We start from the raw sequence: 22581 nt of genomic DNA, 5'->3' as shown, positions 1-22581 counted from the left end.
TTTTCCTACACACATTTCGACTTCTCTAATCTTACGATAACTATATCGAAAAAGAACATAACAAGTTGTATCAAGCCGTGACGCAAGGGTCATGAATTTTTTTGTCTAATACGCATGAGCACATGGGGCTTCGCTTGCTTATATTCAGTCTTTTGATTGTTAATGTATTATTTTTATTATAATTTTATGAAATATGCAAAGTATTTTTATGCTATTTTAGTGTGATATATTGAACATGTTGCTGTGTGTTTTTGGTCATTTCGGTCAATGACGGATACAAAAAATAATACGCTTTAGCCAAGTTCTTCAACAGCTGCGAAAGCATGAGTTGGATTAAAGTTGCTTCATTGTTGATGAAAATTAATGTCAAAAATCTAATTGAAAATGAATAATTTGAGATAAAAACCCTATGTTTTTTTGATGAAAAATAGAGAGGTTTTTGTAAAAATATTCTCTCAAGATGAGAAAATAGCCAAGATTTTATGTTTTGGATTTGCTAATATTTGTCCATCCTGTAAGTTCTAGACCTAGAACATCCATCTAGATCAGATGGAAAGCTCCTTAAAGATTTGATAAAGAGTGCTATATGATTAAATGGATCATATTGGCGATTTTTGTGATTTCAGCGCTGTATATCCAAAATCGCGGTAAAGTGCGTCATTCGTTTTATCGTCAATTTTTTGACCATTCTACGCTCCTCGCACCGATTAATTTTTTAATGTATATGTTTTCCAAAGTGCCGAATCAGCCTTATATTGAGACACAACATTTTCAAGATTTAAAAGTGCTCGATGAAAATTGGGAAATGATTCGAGATGAGGCGCAAGCGCTTTATGCACAAGGTGGGATTAAAGCATCAAGTAGCTATGATGATCTTGGTTTTAACTCGTTCTTTAAAACGGGTTGGAAGCGTTTTTATCTGAAATGGTATGACTCTGCACATCCATCGGCTGCAGATCTTTGTCCAAAAACTACAGCCTTATTAAAAACATTACCGACCATTAAAGCTGCGATGTTTACTGAGCTTGCCCCTGATAGCCGTTTAGTCCGTCACCGTGACCCTTATGCAGGTTCTTTACGTTATCATTTGGGTTTAATTACACCCAATGATGATCGTTGTTTTATTGATGTGGATGGTCAAAAGTATTCATGGCGTGATGGTGAGAGTGTCGTGTTTGATGAAACCTATATTCACTATGCTGAAAATAAAACCGATCAAAATCGCATTATTTTCTTTGCCGATGTCGAACGTCCATTAACGACAAAATGGATGGAACGTTTTAATCATTGGTTTGGTAAAAACGTCATGACAGCGGCAAGTTCACCCAATGAAGCAGGGGATCAAACAGGTGGCTTAAATAAAGTTTTTGGTTATGTTTACCAAATTCGCATTAAAGCCAAAGCACTGAAGAAAACCAATCGTAAATTGTACTATTTTTTAAAATGGTTTTTGATGTTGGGCTTGTTTTTCTTAATTTTTATTCGACCTTATGTTTTTCATTAAATCGCTCAAGTTTTAAATTTAAACGCCTTTCGGGGCGTTTTTTATTTTAAATTTGAAGATACATTAGCTTTAATAACAATTATCAACTTGTAGCAGTGTGTAAAACTGTTAAATTTTTAAGACAAAGCAATAAGATGGAATCTGAAAATGTTTAAAAATTTAGCCTCAGAAATGATGGGAACAAGTGATATTGGGGTTATTATTGAACCGCATGATTTTAATAAAACGGATATAGATGATTATATTTTTCATGAAGATAACGAAAAAATATTTTTTGTGATTAAAAGCAAAACCGATGAATATTGTTTTACCAACGTCGCTTTTATGCACCTTGATGGTACCAGTGCGATGAGTAAAAAACGCATGTTATACCGCTATTTATATAAACATCATCCGATCAAAAATGTCTTGCTCGAAACTGCAGGTACAGTCGATTTAGATGCTGAAATTAAATTTCAATTGGGTGAAAAAGCTTTTTCAATTGATATTGATAAAAAGCAAATAGAAAAAATTCGTGATTTGTACAAAGCCTTATTTACCATTGGTGAAACCTGCAAAGAGATTAATCGTAAGCGCAATATCTTGCTACAAAGCAATGAAAATGTTCAGAAAATGTTTAATTTACGTGAGTTAAGTGAACAGGTGATTTTAAATTTACCTGAAATTATTAATCAAACGTCACATCAAGTTGAAGAATACGCCAACCAACGTATTAAAGAGATTGAAAATTATGATTTTTCTGAAATTTTTGAGCGTTATTTAAAAAATTAAAATCAATCGCTTTTACAATTAAATGCTCGCAAGGGCATTTAATTGTGACCAGATTAAAATATGAATAATCCTCAACAAGATCATCAGAACAAACCTGCCATTTTTCAAGAAAAAAATGACAATCTGAATCGGGTACTTTATTTCCTGATTGCAGCCGTTATGCTTGCGCCGTTTTTTATTTTTCCATATTTAGAAGTCAAACCTTTTCAGGATGAAAATAAAGTCACTTTAGCGCAGCGTTTGGATTATTTACCTGAGGTGATGACACAGCTTTATCAAGATGCTGCATTGATTTATCAAGAAAAACTTCCCGCTTACCAATACCATCAGTTTACATGGATCACCAGTACCAAAAGTTTTGCTGTAGAGCTGCCACTTGCACAATTGTCATTGAAGCAACTACGACACCATATTCTACCCCGTTATGAGCAACAGGGTTGGAGAATGGTGGAAAATGATGTGGCTGAACCATTGAGCACAGGTCAAACTATCCGATGGGTTAAAAAGGACTGGGTTGCACAAGTGAGATATGTTGAGGATGAGCAACCGTATTGGTATATCACTTTTCGTTTACAATATAGATAAAACCATAGGATTATTTTACTTTTGAATCAAAAGCTTATTTTCAAAAAAATCGACATTTAAAATTTGGTGTTCAGGCTGATTTAAAAAATACACGGCCAAAATAGGTTCAAGTTCTGTACGGATTTTTCGGGCTAAGTGGCGGGCACCAAAGCGAATATCATGATCTTGATAAAAATAAGCTTTGGCTGAATCTGTTAAAAACACGCTACGCTTTTGATGCGCCAAACGCTGATTAAGCTTTTCTAGTTCAATCTCAAGCAAGTGTGGCAGTGCATCTGCCCGCACCGTTTGATAATGCAAAATACGATCAATACGGTTAATAAACTCAGGATCAAATTTGCGGTACATAACTTTTTCAATAATGGTTTTGGTTGGAACTCGTTTAAGGCACACATCCTGCAATTTTTTAGGTAAGACATTGAGTTTATCTAAATACTGTTGAGCCGCTTGTGCACCAATGTTGCTGGTCATAAAAATCATACAGTTGCGAAAATCTATGGTTTTTGTGCCCGCAGTTAATGTTAGTTTTCCTGTATCTAAAATGTTCATCAAACCACGAAGTACTTCAGTTGAGGCTTTTTCTAATTCATCAAATAACACAATACCGGGGCGGGTATGTGAACCAACTATGGCAGTTTCATCAAATAAACTATGACCTTCTTTTGAACCCACATAACCAGGAGGTGCACCTGTAATTGCTGCTGCATAGTGTTCTTGCGCTAAGGTATTCATATCAATACGACAAAAAGCATCAGGTTGTCCGTAAATGGCTTCAGCAATTAAGCGTACGGTTTCTGTTTTTCCTACGCCTGTTGGACCAAGCATAAGTGTTACGCTAAGCGGTTTATCAGGTGCAGAAAAGTCGGCTTTGACCACATGCAACATTTTTTCTATTTCGTTTAATGCTTTTTCTTGTCCAATAATTCGACGACGTAAATGTTGCATTACGGTTTGAGGTTTAAAATGAAAACGTGGCTGACCAAAAACAGGCTTTTTTTCAGAAGAATATTGTGTATTTGTTGTTGGTTTGACAATGTGAATAGCAGCGTTTTCAATGGTCATGCAATTGCAACCTGATCGAAGAAATGACGTATTAGATGCTTTGAGCATAACAAAATTAAGTGGTGAGATTCATAGTTTTTAGCAATCAGATGATTGTTGAATCTTGTGGTTTTTATTTACGTTAGCAATAAATTGCTTGAAATGAGCAAAAAAAGCATCACATCATGAGACAGAATTGAAAAGAATAGGTTAACAGTGAACGAAAACGCACGAGAAAATATCGAAAAGATTTTAGCCAATATGACCACGTTGCCTGGTGTGTATCGCATGTTAGGTAAGGAGGGGGAGTTGCTCTATGTCGGCAAAGCCAAAAATCTAAAAAATCGTGTGTCGAGTTATTTTGTTAAAACCATTGAGCATCCTAAAACACAGGCTTTGGTTGCGCGTATTTATGACATTGAAACTTTGGTGGTTCGCTCCGAAACGGAAGCCTTATTGCTTGAACAAAACCTGATTAAACTCCATCGTCCGCCATATAACATTATGTTGCGTGACGATAAATCCTACGTTTATATTTTTGTGTCAGCAGATCAGCCTTATCCCCGCATTGCCGCAGGGCGGGGTAAAGGAAAACACCAAGTCGGCAAGTTTTTTGGTCCTTATCCTAGTGCGTATAATGCCAAAGATACCTTATTGGTTTTACAAAAATTATTTCATGTCCGTCAATGCGAAAATAGCTATTTTTCACAGCGTAAACGCCCGTGTTTACAGTACCAAATTAAGCGTTGTACCGCACCGTGTGTGGGCTTAATTTCACCTGAAGATTATCAGGAAGATGTGAAAAATTCGATTCGATTTTTAAATGGTGATACCAAAGAGCTGAATCAGGAATTGATTCAGAAAATGGAACAAGCCGCCGAAAAATTAGAATTTGAAAAAGCGGTGTTCTATCGGGACCGTATGGCATTGTTAAGAGATGTGCAGGCGCAACAAGCCATTTATAAAATCAAAGGTGAAGCGGATATTCTGGCAATTGCCTATCAAGCAGGGGTGACCTGTGTGCAAATCATGCATGTACGCAATGGCAAAATGTTGGGTGGAAAAAGCTATTTTCCCGATATGTTGGGCGATGATTTGGCACAAATGTTGTCTGACTTTATGGCAAATTTCTATTTCCAAGTGGCAGATGAAGTTCCGAGTGAGTTGATTGTAAATGTAGAAATTCCCGATCGAAAACAGCTTGAAGAAGCTTTGCAGCAGCAATTCGAGAAAAAAATTCAGGTTAAACATAAAGTGCGTGAAACGCGTGCTGAATGGCTTGAACTGGCACAGATGAATGTTGAACATGCGATCAAAGGAAAATTGGCAAACCATTTAGAACTTAATGAACGGTTTCATCAGCTTGAACAAGTATGTGGTCGTCCGATAGATCGTATTGAATGCTTTGATATTTCACATACCATGGGTGAGGCGACCATTGCATCTTGTGTGGTATTTGATGCAGGCGGTGCACGCAAACGGGATTATCGTCAGTTTTCTATTGAAGATATTACAGGCGGTGATGACTATGCTGCCATGCGTCAAGCACTTACACGCCGTTATAAAAAAGCCATGTTGCCTGATTTATTGTTGATTGATGGTGGAAAAGGACAATTACATATGGCAATGGAAGTCATGCAGGAGCTAGGATTAGATGCCTTTATGGTGGGGGTATCCAAAGGTGAAGGACGTAAACCAGGTTTGGAAACTTTACATTTTACCGATGGAAGCAAAATTCAGTTGCCTGAGGACAATAAAGCTTTGCATCTGATTCAGCAAGTACGCGATGAGGCACACCGTTTTGCGATTACTCGACATCGTGCTAAACGAGATAAACGTCGAGGGGGGTCGGTTTTGGAAGCAATTCCAGGCTTAGGGCCAAAACGCCGTCGTGATTTATTGACCCATTTTGGCGGGATTCAGGGGGTATTGAAAGCCTCTGAAAATGATCTGAAACTTGTCCCCGGCTTAGGCGATGTGATGGCGAGAACTATTTATAAAGTGTTACACGAATAGTCAGTCATTGCTTTAAACTTTTTGGAATGTAGATTTAACTGTTTTGGATATTATAAATTGATGAAATATCATGCACATATCTATTTTGATTTGACGCAAATTGAGCTGATAGAATCGCTTTATGTGCAACTACAGCAAGAGTTTGGTGAAGCGATGAGTTACGGTCGTATCCATCAAAAATTGGTTGGGCCACATACCAAACCCATGTTTCAACTGGCATTTGATCAAGCTGTTTTGCCACAGTTGAAACATACATTGAATCGTCGTCATTTGGGGCTATCTGTGTTGATTCATCCTTTATGGGAGAATGAATATCTGGCACATACTGAAGGAGCACAGTGGTTAGGTGAAAGCCTCATATTGAATTTAGATCGATTATTGAAATGACCTAAAAATCCATAAACTCGCTGGTCATTGATCATTCACAAGTAAAGTTTAAATAGGCAAGATGTCTAACAATAAAAATGCAATGAGAATGGTCATGCAGTTAAAGGATTTATTTACTCAGATCGAACAACAAGAATGGGTTGAAATGCCAACAGGTTGGTTGCAAGGGCGAACCATTTTTGGTGGTTTAGTTGCAGGTATGCTGATTCATAAAGCTACTGTAACCATCAATGATCCACTGAAAAAATTACTCAGTTGCAGTATTACCTTTGTTGGACCTGTCGATCGAGCACAAGTAAAATTCACCGCAGAAATTTTACGTCAAGGGAAGTCCGTCACGACCATTGAAGTGCGACTTTGGCAAAATGATGCTGTACAAAGTATTTTAATCGCAAGTTTTGGTAGTCAACGAGAGTCAATGATTCAGGTGGATTTAGCACCACAGCCGCCAAACTTTCCTGCTTTGGATCAAATTAATATTATTCCGAAATATTTACCCTTTCCTGAATGTGTGCAAAATTTTCAACTGGCATGGACAGATGGGCATTATCCAATATCGGGCAGTAAAAACCCTGATTTTGCAGGTTTATGTCGTTTTGAGCCTGACCTTCATGCACAGCGTAGTATGACCCTTGCAGATGTTCTAACCTTAATGGATGTCTGGCCACCGGGTGTATTGCCCATGTTTAAAAAGCCTGCACCTGCCAGTAGTTTAAGTTGGCATGTGACATTTATTCATCCTTTGCACCATCAATTGCATGATTGGTTTAAATATCAAGTGATCACAGATCATGCGCAACATGGTTATGTGACAGAACATGCTTATCTGTGGGACAGTGAAAATCGCTTGATTGCGATTGCAAGACAGACGGTTACTGTATTTGCCTAGTCGACAGTTTCATGTGAATCGTTTAAAGTATTCACGAAATAGAGCTTTACTCTAAATTATAGTTTGCCTTTCCAAAGGCGAATAGGGGACTTACTGGCGGTGTCTATGACTACAGGTCGTATCCTGAATATTCCAAATATCTTGACGCTAGCTCGTATTGCGTTAATTCCTGTTTTTTTAGCGATCGCTTATTGGCCTCCTGCAATTGGTGTTGGTGGACATGAAGGTGGCATGACCCGTCATTTGATTTTGACGGCTATTTTTGTGATAGCCGCAGTCACAGATTGGTTTGATGGCTACCTTGCGAGAACATTAAATCAAACTTCTGCTTTTGGGCGTTTTTTAGACCCTGTTGCAGATAAATTAATGGTTGCTGCTGCATTGATTGTTTTGGTGCAATGGAAACCAAGTATTGCGATGGCATTTGCTGCGATTGTCATTATTTCACGTGAAATTACAGTGTCTGCATTACGAGAGTGGATGGCTGAATTGGGTGCGAGAACCAATGTAGCAGTATCAACTGTAGGTAAATATAAAACAGCTTTCCAAATGATTGCGATTACTGTGTTTTTACTCAATTGGCAGCCACTTGAAATGTTGGCGTATGCTTTATTGTATACCGCAGTGATTTTAACGCTTTGGTCGATGTTTATTTACCTAAAAGCGGCTTGGCCATATTTAAAACAGCCGTAAGTTAATTTAAAAAACCTCAGTGATTACTGGGGTTTTTTATGCATAACTAAATATCAATCTCCCTCATAAATTCGACTTTTTAACTTTCCATTAGCGCCATAGTCTTGGATCGTTTGATCTAAATCCACCCACATTTGTGTTTTTGGATGCTGGTCTAAATCTGTGCCTACCCAAGTAAAAATCGCACTGAGGTGATGAATACCCGTTTGATCTTTTAAGGTGAAATCACAAGGTACTGCGAGTCCAACCCGAACTAGAACCATTTGTTCCGATTTTTCAACTTTTTTGGCTCCTGTAAGCCATTCAGGTTCACCACTAATTTTAAATGATAAAACTTTGGTCGTTGCAGATTGTTGAGTAAACATATTTTCAAGTGCAATAATGATTTCTTGAAATGGATTTTCAGATAGCCATTCGAGCATATGCTGTGTTTGTTCTAATTTTTTAAAATCTAAATCCATATCTAAGAGTTCTCACTGCATAATATTGATATAAGTAAATCCAAATAATATCTGTAGATGTATTTCTTAACTATGGGTTTCTTCCTCAGCATCATCCTCAAAAGTTCGCGCAATTTTTTCAATATTTAAGCTTTTTGCCATCGCATCAAAAATTTCTTTATAAACGCCATCTTGATGATACAAATCATCATGCTCGCCATGTTCTGCAATATGTCCTTCCTTCATCACATAGGTATAGTCGGCATCAATAATCTGCGACAGACTATGTGAAATGATAATCACTGTTCGTCCTTGTTTGATCTCATCTAAACTATGCTTAATTTGTTCAGCTGCAATAGCATCTAAGCTTGCTGTTGGTTCATCAAGAAAGATAATTGGTGGATTTTTCAAAAACATACGTGCCAACGCGATACGCTGTTGTTGTCCACCAGACAGCATGAGGGCATCGCTATCATAAGCGTGTGGAAGTTTTAAAATTTGATCGTGAATTGAAGCCTTTTTTGCAGCATGCATGACATCTTCGAGCGTAGCATCAGTTTTTCCATAACGGATATTGTCAAAAATAGAGCCTTGGAAAATATGATTTTTCTGTAAGACTAAACCAATATGATCACGTAGATATTGTGTATCGATCTGTTCTAGATCAATCCCATCTAAACGAATACAGCCTGATTCAGGAACATAAAATTTATCCAATAAACTGATCAAGGTTGACTTACCCGCACCTGATAAACCCACCAAAGCAGTGATTTTATTGGGTTGAATGGTCATATTAATGTCGTACAACGCTTGATGCCCATTGGGATAGCTAAAGTTGACGTTTTCTAAAGAGAAATGACCTTGAATGTGGGGTTTGAGTGAGCCGCTCGATTCAATCTCGTCATCGGCTTCAAGGATTTTGAAGAAACTTTCTGAATAAATCATGGCATCATTCACTTCATCATAAATACGATGCAAGGAACGAATCGGGGCAGAAACGTTATTAAATAACAGCACATGGTACATAATCATACCGATACTCATTTGTCCATCTAAAACAAAATAAGCCGTAAGAATAATAATGAGGACAATGCCAATTTGTTCAATAAACGTTTTTAGACCATCAAACAAGAAACTGGTTTGACGGGTACGCATTTGGTTTTCAGTGAGTTCTTTTTGTAGTTTGAGTTGTTTTTCAGCTTCAATCGACTCGCGGTTAAATGATTTAATCACTGTGATTGAGTTGATAATACCTAAAATTCCCTGACTTTTCTTTTCTCGTCCATCACGTAAATTTCTACGCCATCCACCGAGTTTTTGTGCTTGTTTATAGGTTAGCCAAAAATAAATTGGCACAATAGCCGTTGCGACTAAACCGACCCAAAAGTTAGCATAGTACATCAACCCCAAAGCCACAAATGCACTGGTAAATAGCGGTAAAATATCAATAAAAAATATTTGCACCAAACGAGTCAATGAACCAATGCCTCGGTCAATACGGGTTTGTAATTTACCTGCTTGGTTATTATCATCGTTAAAAAACGCTAAGCGATAGGTGAGGAATTTCTCAATAATGCCTTGCGCTAAATCTTGAGATACTAAGATGCGCAGCTTTTCACCATAAAATTTTTGTCCAAATTGTACGATGGCGTTGATAATTTCCTTACCCAATAAAATCACCGTGATGGTGATGAGAATATGCCAACCTTCAGTTAACCCTTGACCTGATTCGACCAATTTATTAATGCGATCTACGGCATATTGTAAAGTGAGTGCATTGACCTGTGCGGTGAGTGAACCAATGAGTGTCAAAATTAAGGTCGCAATCACTAACCAACGATACGGTTGGACAAAAGGACGTAATTTTTGAAATAAGTGCCAAAGGTTCATCGCATTACTCTTTTTTACTTTGGTTTTTTATGCTGGATTAAAATGCTTTTTTCTATTGAGTGACAGTTAGTTTGGGCTCATACGACCCGAAACCTTAAAATCTTTTGCTTTGACCCAACCAGAGGTGTCATTGCCATTTTTATCAATATACATGACATACATCCAATCTTGATTTTCATGTTTAAAATCTTGATAAGCAATGACAGAATCGTTTGGAATAATAAAAGTATTTTTTAATTTACATTGTTCAGAGGGGGCTGAATGAAAATAGCTACGAAATCCTTTTTTACCGACCACAGTAAAGCTATATTTGGTGCCATACATCACACCATGCTTATCAGCAATTTGTGCTAAACGATCACAAGAATGTGCAGCGTAGCTATCAATACTTAATATACAGCAGAAAATAAAAACTAGCTTTTTCATGTGCTCAATTCCTTATCTCTATTTTTTATAGTAGATTTTTATACAAACACAACAAGCGTATCTTGTCGAGAGAATACGAAAAGTTGAGCATATTTTGTAAGTGAAGTTATATTTTATCTGTGTTTTAGAAAAAAGACTTGTTTCATTGTATCGATTCACGCATTGTAGAATAAATAATGAATAAGATAAATAAGTCATGAACTTAGAGTTATTTCAGCCTGAAGCAAATGAGAATTTACTTCCTTATGATGGTGTAGTGAAAGATTATGGTTTAATCCTCAATGATGAGCAAAGCCAAAAATATTTCAATTACTTTGCGCAGCATTTGGCATGGCAACCAGATGAAGTGTTTATTTTAGGACAGTATCATCAAACTGAGCGTAAAGTTGCATGGTATGGCGATCAACCTTATCAATATCAATATTCAGGCATGGTGAAACAAGCACAGGTATGGAATGCAGGTTTGTTTCGATTAAAGCAACACATTGCGCAGCTTGTTGGACATCCATTCAATACTTGTTTAGCCAATTTATATGATGATGGTACACAAGGCATGGGATGGCATAGTGATGATGAGCCAGCTTTTGTGGCTGAACGCGGCTTAGAAACGGTGATCGCATCTTTAAGTTTGGGTGCAACTCGAAAATTTAGTTTTAAACATAAAACCACAGCAGAAAAGATCGATTTACAATTACAGCCTGGTCAATTGATCGTGATGCGAGGACAAACGCAATGTTATTGGAAACATTGTTTAGCCAAAAGTACTAAGGTTTTGCAACCTCGCATCAATTTAACATTTCGTTATTTTTATTCAGATTTATCTAGCGCTTAAAAGCACTTTGACCAAAATAGCGTGATGTCTACTCAAGTTGCATTATACAGTTAAGCATTTTTCAAGGGATAAAGCTTGTCATCAAACTGTTCTAAAGTGGGAAATACAATTGCTGGTAAATTTTCAATATTGTGTAAATGCTGACGGTAGTCTAGCAATATTTGCTCACGCGCTTCCTGAGAAATATAAGGCACATGATAAGCAATGAATGGCGGTAAAACGTCATAACCGACATAAGCCAATGTGCCACGTTGGATGGGAATTAAAATATTGTCCATAGAACCATGAATCGCACCTTCACCGAACATATGATCACGCCCACCTAAAGTAAAACTTAACATGGCTTTTTTGCCCGTCATACCACCATGGTTATAAAAGCGTTTGCCTCCATAAAAAATGCCTGACACAAATACCCGATCAATCCAACCTTTTAATAGCGCAGGCATGGACATCCAATACATTGGAAAATTTAAAATCAGTAAGTCAGCTTTTTGCACTTTTTCCACTTCAGTTTGAATGTCATGGGCTAAAGCTTTTTGCTGACAAGCATGGCGTTGCTCAAGTGCATAATTTAAATAGTCAGCATTGCCACGTTCAGCAAAGTCAGCAGCCGATGCTACAGGATTAAAATTCATCGCATACAAATCAGAGACTTCGATTTGATGCCCTTGTTTTTGTAATTCTTCAATGGCGGTATTTTTCAGTGCAGTACAAAAAGACTGTGGCTCGGGATGTGCATGGATAATCAGAATATTCATGTATGGTCGTTCCTTAAAATTTTATTCAAATTCATTCTTATTTGATAAAGGAATTATTCACGAAATGACGTAGAGTGCAATTACCGAAAAAATATTTTTATACTGAATAAGGCAAATACATCATTTTTCACAGATGATTAACAAATTGATAAGACATAAAAAATGCCAGTCAATTGTGTATTAACTGGCATTCCTCTGAGTGAGAATTATTTTCGTAAAAATAACGCTGCTAGAATATAAAACTGCTGGAGAACATAATCATAATATGAGAATTTTTGCAAATTTACAATCTGATAAATTGTAAAATTTATTACAATTATCAAAAATAACTTACATGTTGATTTGAAAATGCTTTAAGGTTGGGTTGAGTTCAGAAAGTTGATCATTTTCTGAAAGTGCTTGGTAACGCTTTTCAATTTGTTCAGCAGAATCTTGTAGTGTTTCAATTAACTTTTGCAAATTTAAATATTCAAAGCGATTTTTAGATGCCAAAACAGTCAGCGCAAGCGGCGCTTCTTTGCTTGAAAATTTGATTGGAATCGATAAGCCAGATACATTTGGATCAAGTTCACCTTGTGAAAAATAGTAACCTTGCTTTTTAATTTTTTTCATTTTCTGCATGAAACTTTCTTCATTTTCCGCAAAATCAACTTCAGCCAATTGAGTTTGAAAACGTGCATAATAACTTTGTAGGTTCTGCTTAGACAAATGCGCCATGATGGCTTTCGGTGAAGAGCCCATAAAGACAGGGCGAGGGCAACCACGACCATAGGTTAAAAGCGTCTCATCTCGGTACACTTCATGATGAATATCAATACAATAATGATCATTCAGTTGGGTGAGTAGACAGCAAAGTTCCGTGCGTTCAGAAATTTCTTGCATAAAGGGTTTGCTGATTTGTACCAACGGATCTGTGGTTCTAGAGATATAGTCCATCACCGCAATTTTAGGTCCTAGTGTGTAGTCACCAGAAGTTCCGCTCAGACGTTGTAAGATATCTGCTGAAACGAGTTCTTTTAAATATCTATAACTTGTTGGTTTTGATAGATTTAGTTCAGCACAAATGACATCGACATTAATTACTGGGCGTGTCACCGAGAATAAATCGAGTACAGTGAGAATTTTACCAAAACTTGAAAGCGCCATTGATTACCTACTTAGTACCTGTATACCAAAAAAGAAAATTTACAATGTTACTTTATAACAAAAAAAACCTAAATAAAAAGTAATTTCATCATAAATTGCGGTGTTTTAAAAAAATGAGCGATAAAATTTAAATGCGCAAAAATTTAAAGGAAAAAGATTCAAATATAAGCAAAAAATTAAGGCTTATTTTCATCATATTATGGAAAATGACCATGAAAAAGAAAATTTATTTTGCTTAATATTGTTTGTATTATCAATATAAGATATTTTTATTGACTATTTATATTTTTTTTGAAAAAATTGTTAAATTAAATATCTAATGATGAATTTTTAAACTTAGTTTTGCTAGGTTGTCATCGTGTTAATGATGAATACCCTCGTATGAAATCCCAATCACCTCTATTCTGACTGTGTTGGGGTTTTCTTATATTTTAAGATTTTGAAATCGGTACACTGTTTACATAGATAAATGGTGCACTTTTTTGGTCGTTGAAAAATGTAGAGCAGTGTTATTCATTGTATTGATTATACTCAAATAGAGATTTTGCATGTTACTTACCAAGCAGCTGTTGGCATTTCGTCCGAATAAATTGGACTGGATCTTTTCGATCAAGACATTTATTGCGGGTATGTTGGCACTGTTTATCGCATTTGAACTGAATCTGAGTTATCCGATTTGGGCGATTGGTACAGTTTTTGTCATTGCAAATCCCTATTCAGGGATGGTGGCATCAAAAAGTTTATATCGTTTATTAGGTACTGCTTTTGGGGCAATTTTTGCTGTGGCAGTAACGCCCTATTTGATTAATACCCCTTGGTTATTTACGTTTGTATTGGCCGTTTGGGTCGGTATTTGTCTATATATTTCTTTATTAGATCGTACACCTCGTAGTTATGTGGTGATGCTAGCAGGGTATACAGCCGTCATTATTTGTTTTAACAGCATTTATTATATCGATAAGATTTCGATTTTTGATATGGCATTGGGGCGTTTCTTAGAAATCTCGATTGGGGTAATTTGCAGTGCAGTGGTGACGACAACCCTGATGCCAATGCATATTGGCCCTGTCGTGGAAAATCGTGTCAAAAAAACCATCAGTGACACCCAGTCTTTATTTGATTCAATTATATTGGGAACAGATCATCACGAGAAAAATTATACTCAATTGATGGCGCATATTACGCGTGATACTTCTGATATTCATACGATGGCAGTGCATTTAAGTTATGAGAAATCTAAACTAAAAGGCATGACCAAGCCATTACAAGAGTTATTGCATCAAGTCACCATGTTGGTGGCTAATTTAGTGGCAATGTCTGAACGGCTGAAACAGCTTGATCATATTGATATGGGGTATCGAGAAAATTTAACCGTCTTACACCGGCATGTGGATGCCTTTTTAGATGATCAGCATCCGATTTTAGAGAATGAACTCAATCATTTACCTAAGCATTTTGACGTAGAGTTTGATGTTATTTTAAAACATGCACCTGAGTCGCAGCAGGTTATGCTTGGTAGTCTAAAAATGGATATTCGCCATTTTATTCAAAATGTGCGTGCGGTACGTTTGATCTGGCAACGGATGCAACAAGGTGACACCAGTTTACCTGAACAAATTGTACCATTAACCACATCTTATCCGAGTTTACATCGTGATTATGGTGTTGCTGTACGTGGTGGTTTATCTGCCTTTTTGACCATTATGATTGCGTCAAGTATTTGGATTTTAAGCGGTTGGAAATCAGGTTTTATGATGGCGCAGATGGCTGCGATCAGTGCGTGTATTCTGACTGCATTGGATAATCCTGTGCCCGCTTTGAAAATCTTTATTCGTGCCAGTATTTATGCTGCGATCATCATATTTATCTATGCGTATGGAATTTTCCCACATGTTCACTCTTTTATAGAGTTAATGTTGGTCTTAGCTCCTTTTCTGATTTTTTGTTTGATGTTGTATTTACATCCGCCTTTGAATGGTTTGGGTTTGCCTTTAATTATGGGCAGTATCATGGGCATGAATATTCAAAATCGATATTTTATGGATCAAGTGGCTTTTTTTGACTTTTCTTTGGGTACTGTGATTGGTCCAATTATCTCGGTATATATTGTGCATATTGTGCGTGCAATGTCGCCAGAAATCACGGTACAGCGTATCTTGGCTTTACATTATCAAGCGATGCGTGAAGCCGTGCGCATGCACTATGGTGCAAATTTCCGTATTCACTTACGCGGTATGCTAGATCGGATTGGGGTCTTAAATACTAAACAGGTGCAATCAGAAAAATTGAGTTATGACGTCAATGCCGCCTTGGTTGAATCGAGCGCAGTGATTGACTTTACCCGTTTACAAGAATTGGCGGGGAAATTGTCTAATGAATCTCCTGTTGTCGCAGAGATTGCACAGTTACAAAAGTATTTGGAAAAATGGTTTAGTGAGAAAGAAAAACAGCAACCTGCAGATCTGACTTTGCATAATGTTTTACAACAATTACAGAATATTCAATATGATGCAGACAGTATAGGTGATGAAGATATTCGCCATCGTTTAAAAATTTCAGTGAATAATATTCGTAATAGTGTATGTCACCAACAAGTCAAAACGGTGGACATCCAGGACTTTGCCGATACCAATTTAGGAGTATCTCAATGAGCGAGTTGAATATTTATGGGGTTTATATTCCGATTTTTTTGGTACAGGCAGTCATTGCATACTTATTACTTAAGTTGATTAATGTATGGACAGACCGATGGGCGGAGCAAGGTTGGATTGCTTTACCAAGTATTTTTAATTTATGTATATATATTGTACTGCTTTGGGGAATCCACAGTTTATATGTGGTGTATGTGAGTTAAGCGAAGTTTGATGATTTGGATGAGATAAAATGAATAACTTTGATATGCGTAAAGTAATACGCCCCCTAGGTTTACTTGTGATTGTCGTGTTGGCAATACTGTGTATTGTACATTTGTGGAATTATTACAATGCTGAACCGTGGACACGTGATGGACGTGTGCGTGGTGATGTGATTCAAGTATCTTCTGATGTTTCGGGTTTGGTGACAGAAGTTTTGGTACAAGATAACCAAAGTGTTAAAAAAGGGCAGCCTTTATTTAAAATTGATGTAGAGCGTCAAGCTTTAGATGTAGAGCAAGCCAAATCGGACATTAGTAAAGCACAATCAGGCTTAGCAGAAGCAGAAGCGACTTTGGTACAAGCAAAAGCTAATCTGATAAAATCTCAAGCCAATATTAAACTCGCAGATAAAACGGCAAATCGTTATGCTGATTTGATGGATGGTGCAATTTCTCGTCAAGAGCAAGACCAAGTTTTTGCAACACGTGATCAATCTCATGCTGAACATGAACAATTGCAAGCCGAAATTCAACAAGCCGAAGCCAACATTAAACAGCAAAAAGCGTTAATCGAAGTCGCACAGAGTAATCTAAATCTCGCAAAACTTAATTTCACGCGTTCTGAAGTACGTGCGCCTGCGGATGGAACCTTATCAAACTTTGATATGCGTGCAGGCAACTATGTCAAAGTTGGACAAGCTGTCGCAGCTTTGTTAGATCGTAAACAACTTTTTGTCGTGGGTTATTTTGAAGAAACTAAACTGAATAAAATCCATGTGGGTGATCCTGCTACCGTACAGTTAATGGGTGACTCTGAAAAAATCAAAGGTCATGTACAAGGGATCGCGTCAGGGATTGAAGACCGTGAACGTACAACCTCATCAGGCTTACTTGCTAACGTCAACCCTACTTTTAGTTGGGTACGTTTGGCACAGCGTGTTCCTGTAAAAATTGTTTTGGATGAATTACCGCACAATGAATTGGCTTTTGTGGCAGGGCGCACGGCAACTGTACATATTTTAAAAGCACAACATTAAGTCCACTATATTGATTTCATCCAAACAAAAAAACCATCTGTATATAGGTGGTTTTTTATTGCAGAGATATACTCAGATAAAACAATGTGGTGATAAAAAAAGCCTGTATCGAAATACAGGCTTAATCTTTTAGATCACTGAAAAATTAAAATAATTTAACAGGAATATCTAAGAATAGACGCCATTCATTGGTATCACCAATGTAAGCATTGGCTTGGTAAGCATCACTTGCACGGTAGTAAGAATGACGTACACGTAAACTTGCATCTTTTGCAAAACCATTTTGAACGGTATATTTAACTTGGTTAAAGAATTCGCGTTCTTGTGCATCGTCAGTTAGGCCATCAACTTTGATGTCCCAACCATAAACAAATGCTGTCGTCCAGTTCAGACCAGGAACACCATAACCACCGAAGTCTAAGTTATATTGCAATTGTGCTGATTTTTCATGGTTGCCAATAAAGTCAGACAAATATGAGTTTGGTAGATAAATACTTTGGAAGCCATCAGCATTTTGACCATAGTCATAACCTGTATTGCCTGTGTTTTGTTGGTAAGCCAACATTACGCTATGCGGTCCTTGGTTATATGTACTCGATAATGCCCAAATGTTGTTGCTACGACCATCAACATCTTTATTACCAATAGTCGATGAATAAGTTGCTGCTGCTTTATCCCATTCAGTGTGGTAACCACTAAAGTCAAAAGTTAAAGAGCTTTTGTCTGCAAGTGGAAGTTTATAGTTGGCATTTACATAATGGCGTTCTAACGCATTTTTAGAATCTAAACCATAGTAAGATGCACTCAATTGATCATCAAATTTATATTTAGCACCCCAAATGATTGCACGATCAAGACCTTTGCCACCTGCATCAGCATCACTGTTGATTTGGTCAGACATTTGATCTTTGGTAAATTTACCTGCAGTTAATTCTAAACCTTTGATCTCACGACTTGTAACTAAGGTACCTTCGAAATACTCAGGTACCATACGACCAGTGTTACTTGCAAGTACAGGTAGGTCAAGTACTTGTGTACCATAAACAGCAGTGGTATTTGAGAAACGTGCTTTTACATTTCCACCACCACGACCCCAATGGTCATATGCAGAACCATCATTATGTAAAGGGATCATTTGGTTGCCAGCATTGTTGTTTGAACCTAGTTTGATTGAGCCATCACCCAATACACCTACGCCAAAACCAACAACACCTTGAGTGAAGCCAGAGTTTAATTCAACAATAGCAGACTGTGCATAAGAGCTAGTATCTTCTATGCCATTTTTCTTATCACGACTAATATAACCAGTACGGAATAAAACTGATCCTTCAGCATCTTCAAGAAATCCTTTTGCTTCGCTTTGCTCACTGGCATAAGCTGAAGACAGAAGAGCGGCCTGAATTAGAACTGCTAATGTAAGTTTTTGTGGGGTTAGCATTCGGCTTGCCTCTTACAATGATTGTTGATTGTTTCAAAATATTTAATTTCAGTGAATTGTATAATTAAATTACAGAAAAACTAGTATTTGTAACAATTTTATTTCCTAATCTTAGCTTTTAATCTCATATTGCTAGATTTAGTTAAATAAAATAAATCTGCAAATTAATCACCAATCATATTGAAAAATTTACCAAAAGTTTAAAAAACACAGTAAAATTCAGCCTTTCTTTCCCCTCGATCTGTGCGAAAAAATGACTGCATCTTTCTCTAAAAAAATGATGGCTGTGCCATGTTTGTTACTTATTTCTAGTGTTGTTTATGCAGAAGATGCAGCACTGACCCATTCAAATGGAGTTTTATCTGGAAGTGTGGGGACAGTGTCGAAGTATATTTATCGGGGTGGAGTAGAAAATGATGATATTGCTCTACAAGCGGGTTTGGACTATGCCCATAAAAGTGGCATTAGTGTTGGTTATTGGGGTTCAACTTTAGATTATGATGCAACAGATGAAAATCGTCATCGTGGTTTTGAACATGACGTTTACATGGCTTATGGTCATGAAATTCGCCCAGACTTAAGTTATAACGTGCAAGCTACAGCCTATGTTTATCATCATGGCGGTACGGTATATGGTGACGAACATAAACGTAAAACCACTGCTTTTGATGTACTAGGTGCATTGACTTATAAAGAAGTGACAGTTGCTGGATCTGTACTGCTTGCTGACGCTTCTTTTGGTAATGCTGGAGATGTATATTTGAGTGCAGCCTACAGTCACTCATTGCCAAAAAATTTCACACTGAATGCCTCTGTAGGTGGTTCGGCATATAACAGCAGCCGTGATGATGAAATGATTCAAACCACTCAAGATTTTGCTTTTAATGAAGCACGTATTGGTTTGAGTAATCATCTTGCAGAATCAGGTGTAGTAGCATCCGTAGACTATGTCTTAGGTGGTGAGGATCGTTTAGGTGAAGACTTTGATAATCATGTGGTTTTTGGTTTAAATTATAATTTTTAATGCAAAGCTTGAGATCAGTTTCTTTTGATAAAGTGTATTTTTTAGGAAAAATGCACTTTTTTTAAGCACAAAATAAGTATGATGTTAAATTTTGCTTAAAAAAGTGACAATTTCGATTTTTATTTATATATCGCTGAGCATTTGAACCAATAACATGATTAACCAACCGTTATATAAGATGAAATGATAAATACTGAAAATAAATAAGATGTGATTGCGAGAATAATCTAACCAATATATGGAACATATAAATATCGAATCAAAATCTGTAAATGCTTTCTATTACTGCATTATGCGATGTGAGTTTAATTTTTTAATATCATTAAAAACAATATTTTAAATATTTTTTATGCTATGAATAACCATGAATTTTCTAAGTTGGCATAACAATTGCTCAATGTCATATGAGTTTTAAAAATGAAACAAAACAAATCATCAGCACGATGGGGGAGCATTTGACATGCAATTTACAACTAAACTTTTAGCATTGGGTATCTTGGCTTCAACTGCAAGTGTAAGTATGGCAGAAGACAATACATTGTCTCAATTAGGACTGACATTTTCTGGAAGTGCGGCTTTAACCAGTGATTATCGTTTTCGTGGCGTGACTCAAACGGGGAATGATCCTGCGGTACAAGCAGGTTTTACACTTGCACATTCATCAGGTTTATATGCAAGTGTTTGGGGTTCAAATGTCGACTTTGGTGGAGACAGCCCACATTTAGAATTAGATCCATCAATTGGTTATTCAACAACATTGGAAAATTTTAGTAAAAAGCCTGTGATTGATGTGGGGGTGGTGTATTACAACTATCCAAGTTATAGCGATGCAAATTGGGCGGAATTATACGGGAAAGTGACTTTGAAAGATCTCGCTGTTTCAGGCGATAGCTTACTGACCAATCTTAATTTTACTAATGATTATGCGGGAGCAGATACCAACAGTTGGAATATTAACTTTGGTTATGCATTGCCATTTGGTGAAACAGGATTTGGTGGCGTTGCAGCAGTCGGTTATACCGTAGTTGATGATGAAGAAAAATATTCATTTAATGGCGATGATAATTATGTAGATTGGAAAGTTGGCGTAAATTATGGCTTTAAATCTGTACAAGGTTTGAGTGCAGAACTTGCAGCCGTGGGGACAAATATTGATACCGATGGTTGGACATCTGCTGCAGAACGTGGTGTAGAGACAGGTGCCGTATTTACTTTAACCAAAGCATTCTAAGAAACAAACATTAAAATAGACAGCATAAAAATAACTGTCAAATACAAAAAAATGCGCTCTCCCTCTTTGAAAAATAAGAGGGATTTTTTTGTCGTTGACGTCTATGTCTAGGTTAGGTCTCTTGCTTACGATAAGACAAAGCCTCACTTAAATGTGCAGTTTCAATGTCCGAACTTTGTGATAAATCAGCAATTGTTCGTGCCACACGTAAAATCCGATGATATGCCCGTGCAGATAAATTTAAACGTTGTTGTGCTATTTCTAGCATATTCTTGGAGGCTTGATTAAGTTGGGCATGGGCTTCAAGCTGTTGAGGTGACAGACTTTGATTGGTCGCGCCTTGACGTTGGATTTGAAAATCATAGGCACGTAAAACACGTTCACGCACCGTTGCTGAATTTTCGACTTCTGTACTACTTTGTAATTCTTGTGCTTTTAACGGAGGCACATCAATGTGTAAATCAATACGGTCGAGCAATGGCCCTGAAATACGATTTTGATAACGTTTAATGGCATCGCTTGAGCATTGACAACGACTGTCTTGATTAAAGGCATAACCACATGGACAGGGATTCATTGCGGCAATGAGTTGAAAATCAGCAGGAAAAGTAATCTGACGAGATGCTCTTGAAATGACAATTTCTTTTCCTTCCAAAGGCTGCCGTAAAACCTCTAAGACTTTTCTGTCAAATTCGGGTAATTCATCGAGAAACAGTACACCTAAGTGTGCCAAGGTGATTTCACCAGGTTTAGGATGCGACCCGCCACCGACTAAGGCAATAGCAGATGCCGTATGGTGCGGAGCACGATAGGGACGTTGTCCAAAGTGATGCTTTAAATTGGCAATCGAATAAATACTGGCAACTTGCAGATTTTCCTGATGATTGAGTGGCGGTAAAATACTGGGTAGGCGAGAGGCTAATAATGTTTTGCCTGTGCCGGGTGGACCTTTAAATAAAATAGAATGCCCACCAGCAGCTGCAATTTCTAAAGCTCGGCGTGGACGCATTTGTCCTTTTACATCTGCTAAATCAAACTTATAATGTTGCTGCAATGCAGTACTTACATTTTCAGTTGCAGAAATTGTTTGCGTATTGGAAAAATGCGCACAGACTTGTTTTAAGTGAGACGCAGCGAAGACTTTGATTTCAGGCAGTTGTGCTGCCTCTGTTGCATTTTCTGTGGGGAGCATTAAGCAGTGTTGTGCCTGTTGGCATGCCATAGCAATGGTCAATGTGCCTGAGCTTGGTCTAAGATGCCCATCGAGTGCTAATTCCCCAATAAATTCAAAATCATCCGTTTGACCTTCAGGAATTTGACCTGTGGCAATTAAAATCCCCATTGCAATGGGGAGGTCTAAGCGTGAGCCATCTTTGGGTAAATCGGCTGGGGCTAAATTAATGGTTAAACGTTTGGTCGGAAATTGAAAACCACTGTTAATAATGGCTGAGCGCACTCGATCTTTACTTTCTCTCACCGCAGCTTCAGGTAAACCTACAATGGTTAAAGAGGGTAAACCTGCGCTGACATGAACTTCAACTTCTATTTGTGGTGCATGTAACCCGAGTAAACCTCGTGTATAAATTTTGGCAAAAGACATGTTATTATTCCAATTTGCT

The 22581-nt window shown here is 37.3% G+C and carries 21 protein-coding genes; 13 read left to right on the top strand and 8 right to left on the bottom strand.

The window, feature by feature from the left end:
• Nucleotides 1–586 precede the first annotated feature (586 nt).
• The 3 genes from lpxO to HUV91_RS11725 all read left to right on the top strand — a co-directional run bounded on the left by lpxO (nt 587) and on the right by HUV91_RS11725 (nt 2860).
• Nucleotides 587–1504, top strand: coding sequence for a lipid A hydroxylase LpxO (gene lpxO / locus HUV91_RS11735; protein WP_130074457.1), 918 nt, complete (start codon nt 587–589; stop codon nt 1502–1504).
• 147 nt (nt 1505–1651) lie between these two features.
• Nucleotides 1652–2275 (top strand): PH domain-containing protein, encoded by a 624-nt coding sequence (locus HUV91_RS11730; RefSeq protein WP_130074458.1) that lies wholly within the window; start codon nt 1652–1654, stop codon nt 2273–2275.
• 60 nt (nt 2276–2335) lie between these two features.
• Nucleotides 2336–2860: a hypothetical protein gene (locus HUV91_RS11725; RefSeq protein ID WP_174493470.1), complete on the top strand. Its 525-nt coding sequence runs from the start codon at nt 2336–2338 to the stop codon at nt 2858–2860.
• Between the two features lie 15 nt (nt 2861–2875).
• Here HUV91_RS11725 and HUV91_RS11720 read toward each other — a convergent pair whose 3' ends face one another.
• Nucleotides 2876–3922: an AAA family ATPase gene (locus HUV91_RS11720; protein ID WP_174493469.1), complete on the bottom strand. Its 1047-nt coding sequence runs from the start codon at nt 3920–3922 to the stop codon at nt 2876–2878.
• A gap of 195 nt (nt 3923–4117) precedes the next feature.
• On the opposite strand from HUV91_RS11720, the gene uvrC reads away from it, so the two are divergent.
• The 4 genes from uvrC to pgsA all read left to right on the top strand — a co-directional run bounded on the left by uvrC (nt 4118) and on the right by pgsA (nt 7886).
• The gene (uvrC, locus tag HUV91_RS11715) at nt 4118–5917 is read left to right on the top strand and encodes an excinuclease ABC subunit UvrC (RefSeq protein ID WP_174493468.1); all 1800 of its coding nucleotides are present in this window, start codon (nt 4118–4120) and stop codon (nt 5915–5917) included.
• 60 nt (nt 5918–5977) lie between these two features.
• Nucleotides 5978–6304 (top strand): DOPA 4,5-dioxygenase family protein, encoded by a 327-nt coding sequence (locus tag HUV91_RS11710; protein WP_130074462.1) that lies wholly within the window; start codon nt 5978–5980, stop codon nt 6302–6304.
• A gap of 94 nt (nt 6305–6398) precedes the next feature.
• Entirely contained in the window at nt 6399–7193 is a 795-nt protein-coding gene (locus tag HUV91_RS11705; RefSeq protein WP_174493466.1) for a thioesterase family protein, read from the top strand.
• A 105-nt stretch (nt 7194–7298) separates the two neighbouring features.
• Nucleotides 7299–7886 carry a CDP-diacylglycerol--glycerol-3-phosphate 3-phosphatidyltransferase gene (gene pgsA / locus HUV91_RS11700; RefSeq protein ID WP_130074464.1) on the top strand — a complete coding sequence of 196 codons (588 nt, stop codon included), beginning with the start codon at nt 7299–7301 and terminating at the stop codon, nt 7884–7886.
• A gap of 53 nt (nt 7887–7939) precedes the next feature.
• On the opposite strand, the gene HUV91_RS11695 is transcribed toward pgsA, so the two are convergent.
• The 3 genes from HUV91_RS11695 to HUV91_RS11685 all read right to left on the bottom strand — a co-directional run bounded on the left by HUV91_RS11695 (nt 7940) and on the right by HUV91_RS11685 (nt 10642).
• Nucleotides 7940–8347 carry a hypothetical protein gene (locus HUV91_RS11695; RefSeq protein WP_174493465.1) on the bottom strand — a complete coding sequence of 136 codons (408 nt, stop codon included), beginning with the start codon at nt 8345–8347 and terminating at the stop codon, nt 7940–7942.
• Between the two features lie 66 nt (nt 8348–8413).
• Entirely contained in the window at nt 8414–10216 is a 1803-nt protein-coding gene (locus HUV91_RS11690) for an ABC transporter ATP-binding protein (RefSeq protein WP_174493464.1), read from the bottom strand.
• 66 nt (nt 10217–10282) lie between these two features.
• The gene (locus HUV91_RS11685) at nt 10283–10642 is read right to left on the bottom strand and encodes a hypothetical protein (RefSeq protein WP_174493463.1); all 360 of its coding nucleotides are present in this window, start codon (nt 10640–10642) and stop codon (nt 10283–10285) included.
• Nucleotides 10643–10838: 196 nt separating this feature from the next.
• Here HUV91_RS11685 and HUV91_RS11680 point away from each other — a divergent pair, with 196 nt between their 5' ends.
• Nucleotides 10839–11474 carry an alpha-ketoglutarate-dependent dioxygenase AlkB family protein gene (locus tag HUV91_RS11680; RefSeq protein WP_174493462.1) on the top strand — a complete coding sequence of 212 codons (636 nt, stop codon included), beginning with the start codon at nt 10839–10841 and terminating at the stop codon, nt 11472–11474.
• A gap of 50 nt (nt 11475–11524) precedes the next feature.
• On the opposite strand, the gene HUV91_RS11675 is transcribed toward HUV91_RS11680, so the two are convergent.
• Nucleotides 11525–12232, bottom strand: a complete 708-nt coding sequence (locus HUV91_RS11675; protein ID WP_130074469.1) for an NAD(P)H-dependent oxidoreductase — start codon at nt 12230–12232, stop codon at nt 11525–11527.
• Nucleotides 12233–12562: 330 nt separating this feature from the next.
• The gene (locus HUV91_RS11670) at nt 12563–13378 is read right to left on the bottom strand and encodes an IclR family transcriptional regulator (RefSeq protein ID WP_174493461.1); all 816 of its coding nucleotides are present in this window, start codon (nt 13376–13378) and stop codon (nt 12563–12565) included.
• Nucleotides 13379–13926: 548 nt separating this feature from the next.
• Between HUV91_RS11670 and HUV91_RS11665 the strand changes: the two genes are divergently transcribed.
• From HUV91_RS11665 to HUV91_RS11655, 3 genes are read left to right on the top strand one after another with little or no spacing between them, the layout of a single operon-like run.
• A complete protein-coding gene (locus HUV91_RS11665; protein WP_174493460.1) occupies nt 13927–16029 on the top strand; it encodes an FUSC family protein in 2103 nt (700 codons plus the stop codon).
• Entirely contained in the window at nt 16026–16232 is a 207-nt protein-coding gene (locus tag HUV91_RS11660; RefSeq protein ID WP_174493459.1) for a DUF1656 domain-containing protein, read from the top strand. The genes HUV91_RS11665 and HUV91_RS11660 overlap by 4 nt, the downstream gene beginning before the upstream one ends.
• A gap of 29 nt (nt 16233–16261) precedes the next feature.
• Complete coding sequence (locus HUV91_RS11655) at nt 16262–17269, top strand: HlyD family secretion protein (RefSeq protein ID WP_174493458.1); 1008 nt, start codon at nt 16262–16264, stop codon at nt 17267–17269.
• A gap of 145 nt (nt 17270–17414) precedes the next feature.
• Here HUV91_RS11655 and HUV91_RS11650 read toward each other — a convergent pair whose 3' ends face one another.
• Nucleotides 17415–18707, bottom strand: coding sequence for an OprD family outer membrane porin (locus HUV91_RS11650; protein WP_174493457.1), 1293 nt, complete (start codon nt 18705–18707; stop codon nt 17415–17417).
• 253 nt (nt 18708–18960) lie between these two features.
• On the opposite strand from HUV91_RS11650, the gene HUV91_RS11645 reads away from it, so the two are divergent.
• Together HUV91_RS11645 and HUV91_RS11640 are read left to right on the top strand one after the other, a co-directional pair.
• Complete coding sequence (locus HUV91_RS11645; protein WP_174493456.1) at nt 18961–19731, top strand: TorF family putative porin; 771 nt, start codon at nt 18961–18963, stop codon at nt 19729–19731.
• 460 nt (nt 19732–20191) lie between these two features.
• The gene (locus tag HUV91_RS11640) at nt 20192–20962 is read left to right on the top strand and encodes a TorF family putative porin (RefSeq protein ID WP_174493455.1); all 771 of its coding nucleotides are present in this window, start codon (nt 20192–20194) and stop codon (nt 20960–20962) included.
• Nucleotides 20963–21074: 112 nt separating this feature from the next.
• On the opposite strand, the gene HUV91_RS11635 is transcribed toward HUV91_RS11640, so the two are convergent.
• Nucleotides 21075–22562, bottom strand: coding sequence for a YifB family Mg chelatase-like AAA ATPase (locus HUV91_RS11635; RefSeq protein ID WP_174493454.1), 1488 nt, complete (start codon nt 22560–22562; stop codon nt 21075–21077).
• Nucleotides 22563–22581: the final 19 nt, after the last annotated feature.

The sequence above is a fragment of the Acinetobacter sp. Marseille-Q1623 genome (genome assembly GCF_902809895.1).
GTDB lineage: Bacteria > Pseudomonadota > Gammaproteobacteria > Pseudomonadales > Moraxellaceae > Acinetobacter > Acinetobacter piscicola_A.
The sequence above is the reverse complement of the archived record's forward strand: the minus strand, read 5'-3'. Positions and strand labels throughout refer to the sequence as shown.

What these genes read in the sequence shown, in the direction of transcription:
- lpxO (WP_130074457.1), top strand. Translation starts at nt 587, where the DNA reads ATGATTAAATGGATCATATTGGCGATTTTTGTGATTTCAGCGCTGTAT.
- HUV91_RS11730 (WP_130074458.1), top strand. Translation starts at nt 1,652, where the DNA reads ATGTTTAAAAATTTAGCCTCAGAAATGATGGGAACAAGTGATATTGGG.
- HUV91_RS11725 (WP_174493470.1), top strand. Translation starts at nt 2,336, where the DNA reads ATGAATAATCCTCAACAAGATCATCAGAACAAACCTGCCATTTTTCAA.
- HUV91_RS11720 (WP_174493469.1), bottom strand. Translation starts at nt 3,922, where the DNA reads ATGACCATTGAAAACGCTGCTATTCACATTGTCAAACCAACAACAAAT.
- HUV91_RS11710 (WP_130074462.1), top strand. Translation starts at nt 5,978, where the DNA reads ATGAAATATCATGCACATATCTATTTTGATTTGACGCAAATTGAGCTG.
- HUV91_RS11705 (WP_174493466.1), top strand. Translation starts at nt 6,399, where the DNA reads ATGCAGTTAAAGGATTTATTTACTCAGATCGAACAACAAGAATGGGTT.
- pgsA (WP_130074464.1), top strand. Translation starts at nt 7,299, where the DNA reads ATGACTACAGGTCGTATCCTGAATATTCCAAATATCTTGACGCTAGCT.
- HUV91_RS11695 (WP_174493465.1), bottom strand. Translation starts at nt 8,347, where the DNA reads ATGGATTTAGATTTTAAAAAATTAGAACAAACACAGCATATGCTCGAA.
- HUV91_RS11690 (WP_174493464.1), bottom strand. Translation starts at nt 10,216, where the DNA reads ATGAACCTTTGGCACTTATTTCAAAAATTACGTCCTTTTGTCCAACCG.
- HUV91_RS11685 (WP_174493463.1), bottom strand. Translation starts at nt 10,642, where the DNA reads ATGAAAAAGCTAGTTTTTATTTTCTGCTGTATATTAAGTATTGATAGC.
- HUV91_RS11680 (WP_174493462.1), top strand. Translation starts at nt 10,839, where the DNA reads ATGAACTTAGAGTTATTTCAGCCTGAAGCAAATGAGAATTTACTTCCT.
- HUV91_RS11675 (WP_130074469.1), bottom strand. Translation starts at nt 12,232, where the DNA reads ATGAATATTCTGATTATCCATGCACATCCCGAGCCACAGTCTTTTTGT.
- HUV91_RS11670 (WP_174493461.1), bottom strand. Translation starts at nt 13,378, where the DNA reads ATGGCGCTTTCAAGTTTTGGTAAAATTCTCACTGTACTCGATTTATTC.
- HUV91_RS11665 (WP_174493460.1), top strand. Translation starts at nt 13,927, where the DNA reads ATGTTACTTACCAAGCAGCTGTTGGCATTTCGTCCGAATAAATTGGAC.
- HUV91_RS11660 (WP_174493459.1), top strand. Translation starts at nt 16,026, where the DNA reads ATGAGCGAGTTGAATATTTATGGGGTTTATATTCCGATTTTTTTGGTA.
- HUV91_RS11655 (WP_174493458.1), top strand. Translation starts at nt 16,262, where the DNA reads ATGAATAACTTTGATATGCGTAAAGTAATACGCCCCCTAGGTTTACTT.
- HUV91_RS11650 (WP_174493457.1), bottom strand. Translation starts at nt 18,707, where the DNA reads ATGCTAACCCCACAAAAACTTACATTAGCAGTTCTAATTCAGGCCGCT.
- HUV91_RS11645 (WP_174493456.1), top strand. Translation starts at nt 18,961, where the DNA reads ATGACTGCATCTTTCTCTAAAAAAATGATGGCTGTGCCATGTTTGTTA.
- HUV91_RS11640 (WP_174493455.1), top strand. Translation starts at nt 20,192, where the DNA reads ATGCAATTTACAACTAAACTTTTAGCATTGGGTATCTTGGCTTCAACT.
- HUV91_RS11635 (WP_174493454.1), bottom strand. Translation starts at nt 22,562, where the DNA reads ATGTCTTTTGCCAAAATTTATACACGAGGTTTACTCGGGTTACATGCA.